General features: G+C 47.4%; 15 protein-coding genes. 2 read left to right on the top strand and 13 right to left on the bottom strand.

The features are described from left to right. Window positions 1-60: 60 nt before the first annotated feature. Window positions 61-2,280, bottom strand: coding sequence for a protein translocase subunit SecDF (secDF, locus tag SB24_RS16320; protein ID WP_039254370.1), 2,220 nt, complete (start codon window positions 2,278-2,280; stop codon window positions 61-63). Window positions 2,281-2,316: 36 nt separating this feature from the next. After that, a complete protein-coding gene (locus SB24_RS16315; protein ID WP_007408189.1) occupies window positions 2,317-2,613 on the bottom strand; it encodes a post-transcriptional regulator in 297 nt (98 codons plus the stop codon). 115 nt (window positions 2,614-2,728) lie between these two features. Between SB24_RS16315 and spoVB the strand changes: the two genes are divergently transcribed. Further along, window positions 2,729-4,285 (top strand): stage V sporulation protein B, encoded by a 1,557-nt coding sequence (spoVB, locus tag SB24_RS16310; RefSeq protein WP_015417915.1) that lies wholly within the window; start codon window positions 2,729-2,731, stop codon window positions 4,283-4,285. A 7-nt stretch (window positions 4,286-4,292) separates the two neighbouring features. Here spoVB and SB24_RS16305 read toward each other — a convergent pair whose 3' ends face one another. Further along, window positions 4,293-4,949: a DUF421 domain-containing protein gene (locus tag SB24_RS16305; protein ID WP_003152699.1), complete on the bottom strand. Its 657-nt coding sequence runs from the start codon at window positions 4,947-4,949 to the stop codon at window positions 4,293-4,295. Window positions 4,950-5,115: 166 nt separating this feature from the next. On the opposite strand from SB24_RS16305, the gene SB24_RS16300 reads away from it, so the two are divergent. Then, complete coding sequence (locus SB24_RS16300) at window positions 5,116-5,502, top strand: TIGR04086 family membrane protein (protein ID WP_003152697.1); 387 nt, start codon at window positions 5,116-5,118, stop codon at window positions 5,500-5,502. Between the two features lie 51 nt (window positions 5,503-5,553). On the opposite strand, the gene yajC is transcribed toward SB24_RS16300, so the two are convergent. From yajC to safA, 10 genes are all read right to left on the bottom strand, one after another. Beyond that, complete coding sequence (gene yajC, locus SB24_RS16295; protein WP_003152695.1) at window positions 5,554-5,814, bottom strand: preprotein translocase subunit YajC; 261 nt, start codon at window positions 5,812-5,814, stop codon at window positions 5,554-5,556. Between the two features lie 30 nt (window positions 5,815-5,844). Then, window positions 5,845-6,990, bottom strand: coding sequence for a tRNA guanosine(34) transglycosylase Tgt (tgt, locus tag SB24_RS16290; protein WP_007408186.1), 1,146 nt, complete (start codon window positions 6,988-6,990; stop codon window positions 5,845-5,847). A gap of 27 nt (window positions 6,991-7,017) precedes the next feature. Then, the gene (gene queA / locus SB24_RS16285) at window positions 7,018-8,046 is read right to left on the bottom strand and encodes a tRNA preQ1(34) S-adenosylmethionine ribosyltransferase-isomerase QueA (protein ID WP_003152692.1); all 1,029 of its coding nucleotides are present in this window, start codon (window positions 8,044-8,046) and stop codon (window positions 7,018-7,020) included. A 25-nt stretch (window positions 8,047-8,071) separates the two neighbouring features. Then, window positions 8,072-8,272 (bottom strand): DUF2905 domain-containing protein, encoded by a 201-nt coding sequence (locus SB24_RS16280; RefSeq protein ID WP_031378914.1) that lies wholly within the window; start codon window positions 8,270-8,272, stop codon window positions 8,072-8,074. Then, window positions 8,265-9,269, bottom strand: coding sequence for a Holliday junction branch migration DNA helicase RuvB (gene ruvB, locus SB24_RS16275; protein WP_007408185.1), 1,005 nt, complete (start codon window positions 9,267-9,269; stop codon window positions 8,265-8,267). Before ruvB ends, SB24_RS16280 begins: the two co-directional genes overlap by 8 nt. Window positions 9,270-9,279: 10 nt before the next feature. Further along, window positions 9,280-9,885, bottom strand: coding sequence for a Holliday junction branch migration protein RuvA (ruvA, locus tag SB24_RS16270; protein WP_003152683.1), 606 nt, complete (start codon window positions 9,883-9,885; stop codon window positions 9,280-9,282). A gap of 134 nt (window positions 9,886-10,019) precedes the next feature. Further along, window positions 10,020-10,529, bottom strand: coding sequence for an intercompartmental signaling factor BofC (locus tag SB24_RS16265; RefSeq protein ID WP_015417917.1), 510 nt, complete (start codon window positions 10,527-10,529; stop codon window positions 10,020-10,022). Between the two features lie 132 nt (window positions 10,530-10,661). Then, window positions 10,662-10,781 (bottom strand): hypothetical protein, encoded by a 120-nt coding sequence (locus tag SB24_RS20680; RefSeq protein WP_007612850.1) that lies wholly within the window; start codon window positions 10,779-10,781, stop codon window positions 10,662-10,664. Between the two features lie 133 nt (window positions 10,782-10,914). Further along, window positions 10,915-11,508 carry a YhcN/YlaJ family sporulation lipoprotein gene (locus SB24_RS16255; protein WP_014721606.1) on the bottom strand — a complete coding sequence of 198 codons (594 nt, stop codon included), beginning with the start codon at window positions 11,506-11,508 and terminating at the stop codon, window positions 10,915-10,917. 148 nt (window positions 11,509-11,656) lie between these two features. Next, window positions 11,657-12,844, bottom strand: a complete 1,188-nt coding sequence (gene safA, locus SB24_RS16250; RefSeq protein WP_015417918.1) for a SafA/ExsA family spore coat assembly protein — start codon at window positions 12,842-12,844, stop codon at window positions 11,657-11,659. Window positions 12,845-12,921 lie beyond the last annotated feature (77 nt).

Raw genomic sequence — 12,921 nt, 5'->3', positions numbered from 1 at the left:
TTTAAGTTCAATGCGGCCTAAAAAAACAGGCTGCCTTCCGGAAGACAGCCTGTTCCCATTTTACTCTTCGATTGATTTTTTCCCTTTAAATTCTTTACCTTTCCATACAAGCCACAGCTGCGCGGCGATGTAAAGAGAGGAATAAACGCCCGTCAATAAACCGACCAATAAGGCGACGGAGAAGTTTGTAATTGACGATGAGCCCAAAATGAGCAGCACGACGACAACAATCACAACGGTCAAGACCGTATTGATCGAACGTGTAAAGGTTTGCTGCAAGCTAAGATTCACGATATGTTCCAGATCGGCAAATGACTTCGGCTTACGTTTTTTCATCTGCTCACGTATCCGGTCAAATGTAACGATCGTATCATTTATCGAGTAACCGATTATGGTGAGAATAGCGGCGATAAAGGTGACATCGACCTCCAGCCTTGTAATGCTGAAAAACGCGACGATAAAGAAAGCGTCGTACAGCAGGGATACAATTGCGGCGATAGCCATTCTGTACTCGAAACGGATTGACACGTAAATAATGATGCCGATTGATGCAATGGCGACAGCATATAAAGCATTACGGGCCAGTTCTTTTCCGACTGTCGGCGATACCGTGCTGACGTTCGGTTCAGATCCGTATTTGTCCTTAAAGTACGTTTTGATTTCAGCGATTTTTTCTTTAGATGGCTCTCCGACAAACCGGGCCGCGGCAACATGGTTCTCTTTACCAGAAAGCACGATGTTTTCCGGTTCCATGCCGAGAGAGTCAAAATCTTTTTCAACCTGATGCGCCGTCAATGCATGATTGCTCTGCACGTCAATCCGCGCGCCGCTTGCAAAATCGATTCCCAGGTTGAGTTTAAAGACCAGTAAGATGATAATTCCCGCAATGGTTACAGCGCTTGAGAAAATAAAGAAATATTTTCGCTTGCTCGTGAAATCCCATTTTTGGAATGCCGTATGCGGTTCAGTATTTTCGTCGGTCTTCTGAATATCCATAATGTGTTTTTTCTTGACGCCGAACCAGCCTTTTTTCCGGTCAAGCCATCTGCTTTCCACGAGAAGGGAGAGCAGGAATCTTGAAAGGAAGACAGCTGTAATAAAGCTTGTCAGAATTGACAAAATCAGCATCGTCGCAAACCCTTTTACAGAGCTTGTCCCGAAAATAAAGAGCACGACCGCTGCGATGATCGTTGTAATGTTCGCATCGAAAATCGTCGCGAATGAACGTCTGTTCCCTGAACGGAAAGCTGAGCGGACGGATTTGCCGAGTTTCAATTCTTCTTTTATCCGTTCATAGGTGATGATGTTGGCGTCAACCGCCATCCCGACACCCAAAATGAGCGCCGCAATACCCGGAAGCGTCAGCACCGCCTGCATCCAGTCAAACACTTGAAGCGTAATATACACGTATACAGAAAGCGTAATTACCGCTATGAGTCCAGGCAGTCTGTAATAAAGCAGCATAAATAAGAAAACAATTGCAATACCGATGATGCCGGCCTCTACCGTATCATGCAAAGCCTGCTGTCCGAATTGCGCCCCTACTGAAGTAGAGTATTTTTCGGTCAGTTTCACAGGCAGCGCGCCCGCGTTTAAAATATTGGCCAAGTCCTTCGCTTTTTGAACGGTAAACTGGCCTTCAATTGTGACATCCTTCGTGTTTAATTCCTGGCTCACATTCGGAGCGGATACATATTTCGGATGTTTTTTGCCGACTTCTTTTTTAAAAGAATCGCCTTTTTGGTAATCAAGCCAGATCACAAGCTGATTATTAGGCGCCATTTTCTTGACTTTTTTCGTCACTTCGCCGAACTTATCCGCATCCTTCAGCTTAACGCTGACAATCGGTTCGTTCGTCGTCGGATCAAAGGTTTGCTTCGCGCCGTTTTCCACGAGATCAGAGCCGTTTAACAACTCTTTATCATTCGTATCCCTGAACGAGAGCTGCGCTTCCGTTGACAGAATTTCGCGCGCCCTGTTCTGATTCGTGACGCCCGCCAGCTGTACGCGGATGCGGTTATTTCCTTCAATCTGAATATTCGGCTCGCTTACGCCGAGAACGTTAGCCCGGCGGTTCAGCGCCTGCACCGTGCTGACGAGCACGTCTTTTGTGATTTTATCGCCTTTTTTGACGGGCTGCACATCGTACAGAACTTCAAACCCGCCGCGTAAATCCAATCCTAACGTAATATTATTGGCAGCCGGTTTTGTAAAATACCCCAGCCCTGTGCCGATCAATAATACGATCAGGAAAAACGCAATCAAGCGTCCTTTTTTCATTATGTATTTCCTCCTTAAACCTATGCCGTCAAATCATTATCTCAGCAGTTCATCTAAAGCTTCCTGACCCTCATCGCTTTCCAGCCAATTAGACGACTTAAAAGCTTCAACGGTTGCATAGTTCATAAAATCGCCAATTTTAACTGATAAAATATGACCGGCCAATTCATGCAGCGGCAGTTCCTTTTTCTGTTTCCACTTTTTATGTATTAAGTATGACCATAAACTCTCGTGCTCAACATCATCGTATCCGAGGATTTTGAACTCTTCAAGTTTACTGTACAAGAAAGGCCGCAAATGATCTTTGTACATTTCGGCGGGATGTTTCTCCACTGGGCGCTCGCTCCTTTTTCCATTTTTCTCGAAGACTTGTCATGCTCGGACGACATCGGCGCATATCTTTATTGTATATGATTCCAGGTAGTTTGAGAAGGCAGGGGTTTATAAAATGGCAAAACAGACTTTTTTAAGGGGCACTCTTATTCTCATCGCAGCCGGGATGATTACGAGAATGCTCGGCTTTGTCAACCGGGTGGTTATCGCCCGGTTTATCGGTGAAGAAGGGGTCGGTTTATACATGATGGCTGCCCCGACATTTTTCTTGGCCACCACTTTGACTCAATTCGGCCTCCCCGTTGCCATCAGCAAACTTGTCGCTGAAGCAAGCGCGCGGGGGGACAGGCAGAAAATGAAACACATTTTAGTGATGTCGCTTACCGTCACCGGGATATTAAGTCTCATCTTCACGCCGCTGTTTTTATGCTTTGCGCCGATTATGTCCGAAACGATGCTGACGGATCAGCGCACGGTTTACCCGCTTCTGGCGATTACGCCCGTCGTGCCGATTATCGCGATCTCCAGCGTGCTGCGCGGTTACTTTCAGGGCAGGCAGAATATGAACCCGCTGGCGTTTTCCCAAGTACTTGAGCAGATCGTGCGGATTTCACTTGTCGCAGTCTGCACGACGGTGTTTCTGCCGTACGGGATTGAATATGCCGCAGCCGGAGCCATGATTTCGTCTGTCATCGGGGAGCTTGCCTCTCTTATTTATTTATTCATTTGTTTTAAAGCAAATAAAACAATCAGAATCAGAAAACAATTTTTCAAGTCGATCGCAAATGGAAAAGAAACCTTCCGCCAGCTGATGAGCGTGTCGCTCCCGACAACCGGAAGCCGCTTCATCGGAAATTTATCTTGGTTTTTTGAACCTATTGTCGTCGCGCAAAGCCTTGCGATTGCAGGAGTGGCCACCGCTGCCGCCACCAGCCAGTACGGGGAGCTGACCGGATTTGCCATGACGGTTTTGACGCTGCCCAGCTTTATAACCTATTCTCTGTCAACGGCACTTGTTCCTGCGATCAGTGAAGGAATGGAGCAAAAAAAGCTGCAAGTTGTCGAATACCGTCTGGAACAGGCGATGCGGCTGTGTCTTTTAAGCGGAGGCATTTCGGTGGTTATTTTATTCTCTTTCGCTGATGAACTGATGTCCGTCATGTACGGATCAACTAATGCGGCGGTATTTGTTAAAGTGATGGCGCCGTTTTTTCTGCTTTACTATTTTCAGGGGCCCCTTCAGGCGGTGCTGCAGGCTCTCAATTTAGCCGGGGCCGCCATGATGAACAGTTTTATCGGCGCCGCTGTCAAAACTGGCCTAATTTTTGTTTTGGCGACCAGGCCTTCCTTGGGCATCATGGGCGCCGCACTTGCGATTGTAACGGGGATGGTTCTTGTCACCCTGCTGCATGCGGCCACCGTAAGCAAGGTGCTTCCGATCAGCATTAAAATAAAAGAATACGCGCTCTGTTTTGCCGTCATATTCATTTGCGGCTATGTCAGCCGCATCATCAAGCACGCCGTTCATTTTTCAGGATCAGAGGCTGTTAATCTCACAGGCTGGATTGCAATGACCGCGATTTTGTACATTGCGCTTCTTCTGTTATTCAAGCTGATTAAAAGGGAAGAGCTGATCCGGATTCCGGTCATCGGCAAGTTCGTCACGCGGTGAAACCGATTCATGGCTCCCCTTTTTCATCTTTAAGATCAATAAAAAAAGCGCCGTCCGTAAACGTGCAGAATGATATAACCGAAAGATCGCGATATCCTCTTTTTGCTAAATTTTTTTCGAGCCAGTGTTTATCTTTCCCGATTCTGTCCAGATGCTCGTTCTGAATGACCCCGTCAACGATAAGCGATGTTTCCATCTGCTTATCCTTATTGTTTTTCTTTTTGACGATCGACAGTTTGCCTGAAGACTCCAAAATGGCGTATGACACGTCAGAGATTCTATCGATGTTATTCTCCCTCAGCTGCATAAGAAGATCGTCAAAATTGTAGCGCTGCGATCTCATCGCCCGTTCATCAATTTTTCCCTGTTTGATAATAATGGTGGGTTTTCCGTCAAGCAGCTGCCGTATTTTTTGGCTTTTGAGCGAAATAAAAGCAAGGCTTACTTGAATAATCATTAAAACGACAATCGGCACAATCGTATGCAAAAGCTTATCTTTTACATTTTCAATTGCCAATACGGCAATCTCGGCAATCATAATGGAGACGACAAGGTCTAAAATGCTCAGTTCTCCGATTTCCCGTTTTCCCATCAGTCTGAAAATCACAAGAATGATAAAATAAAGCACAATCGTACGAAACGTAATAATGAAAATATCTTCCATATCGCACCTCCAACGGTCATAGCATTTGCCATCGGCTCTGAATTATGTAAGAAACGGGCTGAACATCATGCATTTACGTCTAATTCGAACATTAAGAGAATACATTTAGAAAAAGACGGGCTCCGGCTTGTCATATATCAGGCCGCAGAGCGGAGAGGAGATAAAAATGGAAGAAACGAAACAAGTGGGAAGAGGCGTCTTGTACGGCTTAGTGGCTATTTTTGCGGTGATGCTTCTTACGAGTTTGGCGATTTCGCTTTTACTGACGGTTACCTCAATGGAAGAGTCATCTTTCAGCTGGCTGATCACCGCGCTTTCCTTTCTTTCTTTATTTGCGGGCGGTTTTATATCGGGCGGCAAAGCGAAGGAAAAAGGCTGGATGATCGGAGCGTTAACCGCCGTCTGTTTTTCATTAATCATCTTGCTGTTTCAATATTTAGGATTCGGAAAAACGTTTACATCCGGTCAGCTTTTGTTTCATCTCGGCTTTTTGGGAGTCAGCATGCTGGGCGGCATTTTCGGAGTGAATTTGAAAGGAAGCAGATCAGCGTAATAAAAAAAGAGCGGATTCTCCGCTCTTTTTTTGTATGTATGAGCTTCGCTGTTATTCAGCGGAAGCTTCTCTGATTGCGCGGCGGTCAAATGTTAAACGGGTGTTATCACCTGTTTTAATGACGACCTTGCTTTCATCAATTGAATCAACAGTGCCGTGCAATCCTCCGATTGTCACCACTGAATCCCCTTTTTTCAGCTCTTCCTGCATCTGGCGTACGGCCTTCTGCTGCTTTTGCTGCGGACGGATGAGCAGGAAATAAAGCACTGCAAACATTAAAATAATAGGAACGATTGTGCCTAAAGTACCCATCTGTTTCCCTCCTTTCAAGAATGGTTTTATTTAGAAGCTTTTCGCATTTGGCTTATTATAGCCGTAACGCTCAAAGAACTCTTCTCGGAAATCACCAAGACGATCCTCCCGGATGGCTTGTCTGACCTGCTCCATTAAGTGTAACAGAAAATGAAGGTTATGGTAAGTTGTTAATCGAATTCCAAACGTTTCATTACAGCGGATCAAATGTCTGATGTAAGCGCGGGAGTAATTTTTGCATGTATGGCAGCTGCACTCTTCGTCAATCGGACGGAAATCACGCTCATATTTGGCGTTTTTCATATTCAGACGCCCTTCATTCGTAAACACCGTGCCGTTTCGGGCAATCCGGGTCGGCAGTACGCAGTCAAACATATCCACGCCGCGGATGGCGCCGTCAATTAAGGCATCCGGTGAACCCACACCCATTAAATATCTCGGCTTGTCCTTCGGTAAAAGCGGAGTTGTAAACTCAAGCACTCGGTTCATGACGTGCTTCGGCTCGCCGACAGATAACCCACCTATGGCATAACCTGGAAAATCAAGCGAAACCAAGTCTTTTGCACTTTGTGTCCGCAGGTCTTCGTATTCTCCGCCCTGTACGATTCCGAACAGCCCCTGCTCATCTGAGCGCCCGTGCGCCTCCAGGCAGCGTTCCGCCCAGCGGCTGGTCCGTTCCACAGAGCGTTTCATGTAATCATACTCTGCCGGATACGGCGGACACTCATCAAACGCCATCATGATATCAGAGCCGAGGGCGTTTTGAATTTCCATCGCTTTTTCCGGAGATAAAAACAGCTTGTCTCCGTTTAAGTGATTGCGGAAATGAACGCCTTCTTCTTCTATATTACGAAACTTGCTCAATGAAAAGACCTGAAAACCGCCGGAATCCGTTAAAATCGCGCGGTCCCAGTTCATAAACTTATGAAGCCCGCCCGCTTCTTTTACAATGTCGTGTCCCGGGCGGAGCCATAAATGGTACGTATTGCTTAAAATAATGCCCGCATCCATAGATTTCAGCTCGTCCGGAGACATCGTCTTTACCGTAGCAAGCGTGCCGACCGGCATAAATACAGGCGTCTCAAAGGAGCCGTGGGGCGTATGGACTCTGCCCAGGCGCGCTCCCGTTTGTTTGCATTCCTTTATAAATTCATAACGTATCGGTTGTTCAGCCACTTTGTATGAGGCCTCCTGTCATTCAAATTAGATAATCAGCATGGCGTCGCCAAAGCTGAAGAAACGATATTCCTCTTCTACCGCATGACGGTAGGCGGAAAGAACATGCTCTCTGCCGGCAAGCGCAGAAACGAGCATGATAAGGGAAGATTTCGGCAGATGAAAATTGGTGATCATGCCGTCAATCGCCTTAAATTCATATCCCGGATAAATGAAGATGGACGTCCAGCCGCTTGAAGCGGTAAATACGCCGTCATGCTCGCCGGCAATGGTTTCCAGGGTGCGCGTGGATGTCGTCCCGACCGACACAATGCGCCCTCCCGCCTTTCTGACCTCGTTTAAAGAGGCGGCGGTTTCTTCCGTCATTTCATAAAATTCCGCGTGCATGTTATGCTCTTCCACATCATCCGCACTGACCGGGCGGAATGTGCCGAGTCCCACATGAAGTGTGATAAATTCAATCCGCACACCTTTTTGCTTCAGCTCGTCCAGAATCTCTTCCGTAAAATGAAGTCCGGCCGTCGGAGCTGCGGCAGATCCGATTTCTTTTGAAAAGACGGTCTGATACCGTTCTTTATCATCAAGCTGCTCTTTAATATAAGGAGGCAGCGGCATTTCACCGAGTGATTCAAGCACTTCGTAAAAAATCCCGTCATACCGGAATTCTATTTTTCTGCCTCCGTGATCAAGCTCCTCCGTGCAGACCGCTGTCAGCCGGCCGTCGCCAAATGTCAGGACCGTTCCTTTTTTTACACGTTTCGCCGGCTTTACGAGCGTTTCCCATGTATCATTTTCTTCCTGTTTTAATAACAGAAGCTCCACTTTCGCTCCCGTATCTTCTTTTGTGCCGAATAATCTTGCAGGCAGCACACGGGTATTGTTCAAGACGAGGCAATCCCCTTCATTAAAAAAGCTTACAATCTCTTTAAATGAACTGTCCGTCAGCCCGCCCGTCTGTTTGTCGAGCACCATCAGCCGCGATGCGTCACGCTCTTTCAGCGGCACTTGGGCTATGAGGCGTTCAGGCAGTTCAAAATCAAATAAATCGACTTTCATCATTTCACCTTAATTCTGTCTATTGTTATTTCATTCTGCCGAAAAAATTAAGCAGAATGGATAGTATCACACTGATCACAATACAAGTGACAACGGGAAAGAAAAATGTAACATTTCCCTTCTTAACGAAAATATCTCCGGGCAGCCTTCCGACAAAGTGCCAGACTGCGCCGGCAATAAGCAAAACGGCACCGAAAACCATGAGAACCTTCGGAAAGTCAGTCACGGGCGGGCGCCTCCAATCGAAAATGTTCATACACAGCCGGAGTCACGACCCGTCCCCTCGGCGTCCTCTGAAGAAATCCGATCTGCAGCAGATACGGTTCGTACACATCCTCTATTGTATGCGGTTCTTCGCCGATTGTCGCGGAAATCGTATCAAGGCCAACGGGACCGCCGCTGAATTTTTCGATCATGCCCATCAGCAGCTTATGGTCGATATGGTCAAGGCCGAGCGCATCGACTTGAAGACGTTCGAGCGCATCGTGAGCGATTTCTTCCGTGATGCGGCTGTCGCCGAGCACCTGGGCAAAATCTCTCACCCTTCTGAGAAGCCGGTTTGCAACCCGCGGCGTTCCCCTTGACCGTCTGGCGATTTCCAGAGCCGGTGCTTTTTCGATATCCACTTCAAAAACGTCAGCAGTTCTTGACACGATATCTGTCAGCTCTTCCTGCGTATAGTATTCAAGGCGCGACAGCACCCCGAACCGGTCTCTGAGCGGTGCGGTCAATAATCCGACCCTTGTCGTCGCTCCTACAAGCGTAAAAGGGGGAAGGTCGAGACGGACGGAGCGGGCGGACGGGCCTTTTCCAATGACGATATCAAGGCAGAAATCCTCCATCGCCGGGTACAGCACTTCCTCAATTGAGCGGTTCAGCCTGTGAATTTCGTCTATAAACAGCACATCCCCTGGTTCGAGCGCCGTCAAAATGGCTGCCAAATCTCCCGGTCTTTCGATGGCGGGACCTGACGTCGTCCGCATCTCCACACCCATCTCATTGGCCACGATAGACGCAAGCGTTGTTTTCCCGAGACCCGGAGGCCCGTATAAAAGAACGTGGTCCAGCGTTTCCTGCCTCATTTTCGCCGCATCGATAAACACGCGCAGATTTTCTTTCACCTTCTTTTGGCCGATATACTGGGCGAGATTCTGCGGCCTGAGGCTTTGCTCGATTATTGATTCATGGCTGTCTGCTTCACTTGAAACGAGCCGTTCATCCATGAACATCACCTTACTTTAATAATTTTTGCAATGCTTTTTTCACATATTGATCTGTTGAAAGCGCCGTTTCCTCTTTTAAGTGAGGAAGCACTTTTTTAATTTCTTTTTCGGCGTAGCCGAGAACCCGGAGCGCTTCAAGCGCCTCGTCAAGCGCCGTTTCAGCCTCTTGTTTTTCAATGCGCGCTTCATGATTGAACAGGTTGTCAATCATTTCAGGCACGACGTCGGCCAGTTTGCCTTTCAAATCAAGAATAATCTGCCGCGCCGTTTTTTTGCCCACACCCGGAAATTTCACCAAAAAGGCTTCATCTTCCTGTTCGATCGCTTCGATGACGGCTCCGGGATCACCGGAACCGAGGATGGCGAGCGCCCCTTTCGGCCCGATGCCGGTGACGTTCAGCAGCTTTGTAAAAAGCGCTTTTTCTTCCCGGGTTGAAAAACCGTACAAAGAAAAGGCATCTTCTTTTATATGATGATACGTAAAAATGGTCTCTTGATTGCTTACCTTATAAATAAACGGATTCGGAGTGAAGACCTGATAACCGATTCCGCCGTTTTCAATCACGATGTATTGGGGAGATACATAATCAATCGTCCCCTTCACGAATTCAATCACACCTATTCACCTCTTTGACTGCTTATCATTGTAACACAAAAACAGCCAAAGTCTTATAGAAAAGTTAACGTATGTTCGCTCTGACACCTTCCATTCAGAAAAAAAAGACATGTGTCACATGTCTTGCGTCAAAGTCAGCCGCTGTAAGTCTTAATATGATCGATCACGCTCTCAAACTCCGCTTTTGTCCTGTACGGTATGCCGTGTTCCAAGTGCTTTTGCAATCGGCTTTCCAGCCTTTCTATATCAATCTGGAAGAAAGACTGAATCGGCTCGGCCAGCGATCCGGGACGGCCGTGAAAAGTGGAGATGACGCCTCCGTCCGTGACGCCGATATAACCGTTAACCTTACTGAGCGGAGAAATGTCATCAACATGCTTACGGAAAAGGACGAAGCCTTTTTTCTGCTCAACGAGCGTCCAGCCGGCATATGAGGCCCAAAAATCCTCCATCGCCAAAACGGTTTCATCCGTATGTTCGATGCCGACATCACCGTCCAGATAGACCTTTTCCAGCTGGACGTGCACCCGAAGCGGCCCGTAATGCTCAACCTCCGCCCCGTATGCGCCTTTTCCTCCGCAAATCAGGACTGCAGCCGATAAGACAAGCATAAACAATAGACGAGCACCGCAAATTCGTTTCACCAATAACACCTCTTTATTCAATCAAACTCTTGATGCTAGTTTGACCAAAGATGCCGGTGCTTAATCGTTTTCTTTCATTTGTCTGTTTCAGCCGAAAAAAAGCAGCTCTCTAAATGAGGGCTGCTGCGATGATTATGCCCGGCCGGCTGAAATCAGTTTCATTTGTCCGGGCGTCAGTTTGAGCCGGTATCCCCTTACGGTCAGATACACAGTTTTTGCTCCGCGGCTTTTGTCATGCTCCGTTTTTTTCATCCCGGCCCCTCCGTTACGTTTTATTACTTTTATGTTAACACCGCAATATAAAGAGCGTTTTAAGAATATGTAAAGAAATGATGAAGCTTTATCCATAAAAATACTGCCGGATGAAATCATCCGGCAGTCCCGTTTAACGGCTGTTTCTGTTCATGTCTTGCAGCTTTGTAAAAGTAGCGTTGTCGGTAAACACTTGAATTGTACGGCCGTCCGCGAATTTTTTGGCCGCATGTTTGACATGTTTATCATCATTCTTCGTAAAAGGATGATTTGTTCTGACGGCAATGACGACTCTCGTGTCAGTCACGATGACCTGACTATCCTGTACGCCTTTTACTTTTTTCACGCGGTTTGCAACTTTTGCCGCCAACCTGATGTTTTCGGCGTTGTCATACCCATTATAAGACATTGCTGCCGGCGGCGTATTGACATTTCGGCCGTTATATGTGCCGTCCGTCGTTAACGGAACCCCGTCATTAGGCGCGTACTGATCGGACACGTTTGTCGTATTATGACGGCCGTTTCGGTTTTCCATCATTTCAGAAACGGGTCCTTGATGGTCCATTCCGTACTGGCCTCTGCCGTTACCATTATCATTCGAATAATATCCGACCGGACGTGTTGACTGGTTGTAGCGTCCGTCATTCATGGCATTATTTGCTCCGCATGCCGTTAAGCTTGCCGTCACGGCTAAAACGCCCGCGATCGTCATCAGTTTTTTACCCAATGGAAAAACCCCCCGTGGATTCATCGCTGTTTTGAGCGTTTTCCGCTCATGTTTAGGATGCGCGGCGGGCGGCGGGTTTAAGCTTGTCAGTTATGTCCATTCCTCAGTTGGACATAAAAAAAGGAACGACATACATCGTCCCGAAACATTAATCTTCTTCTTCCTCCGGCCGTCCGAATACTTGATTTGGACTCGGCTGATTCGGCGCGGCATTAGGATTTGCTCCGCCGTAAGGCATAAAATATCCGGCGTTTGCACCCATATTCGGATACGGCTGCACAGGCATATTTGCGTGATGGTGATGTGAACCGTGGTGATGGTGGTGATGATGTGAATCATGGCAGCCGCAATCATCATCCTTATATTTCCCATCATGATGAGGCGCGTTTGCGTAATGTGACGAATATCCGCCGTAATACGGCATTTGACCGTACGGAGCACCGCCGAAACCAGATGCAGAACCATCATAATGCTCTGCATTTTCATGGGCCTGGTTTTCAAATTCACCGTAACCCGCTTGCGGCCCAAATCCCGGATGATGGAATCCGTACGGTAACGGCATCGGCATGACCGGAAAGCCTCCAAAACCTCCTCCAAAACCGCCGAAACCTCCGCCTACCGGGAAGCACGGATGGCATAGTCCCGAACCCGGCAGCATCGGTGTCACCGGAACCGGACAAGGACAAGGCATGCACGGCATCGGGTAATGCATAAAAGACGGTTCAACGGCCGGCATATTCGGAAACGGGACATTCGGAATGTTTGGCATGTTCGGCAGATGATAAGCGGCGTTTTCTTCTTCCATCTTTCCGGCTTCAGGCGCCTTTGGCATATTCGGGTAATTCGCGTTTTCCATGTTGATCATTTCCTCCTGTTGTGGAATGTTATTGTCATGCTCTTTTTCTTTCGGCTCGACAAAATGTGTCACCGGTTCCTCCGGCTTAGGAGGCGACCACGGCTGAAACAGCTGATTGGACGGGTAATATTGGTTCATATCAGCTTCCGGCAGCACATTTTCATGCTTTTCAGGGATTGGCGGCACATACGGAATTGACGGCTTTGGTTCTTCCGGTATGGTGTCTTCAATGTCCACAACTGATTTCGGTTTTTCTTTGGCATATGGATGCTCATGCTTATGCGCAGACGTTCCGAAGCCGGCCTTAGGTTCTTTTCTGACCGGAACGGCTTCTGAAGGCACCTTTATCTTCATTCCAGGCATAATTAAGTCTGGATTGCTAAGCTGATGATTCAGTTTTTTTAACTCTTCAAGATCAACTCCGTATTTTTCAGCTATTTTCCAGAGCGAATCGCCTTTTTGAACGATATGAATTTTCAACGTTTTCCCCTCCTATGCACAAAACGTGAACGGTACATTTGTCATTACAATACGTTTCTTCACACTATATGCCGATG

It is taken from the genome of Bacillus sp. Pc3, from assembly GCF_000815145.1.
Classification (GTDB): Bacteria; Bacillota; Bacilli; order Bacillales; family Bacillaceae; genus Bacillus; species Bacillus velezensis.
Note: the sequence above shows the minus strand (reverse complement) of the source record. Positions and strands in the feature narration are given on the sequence as shown.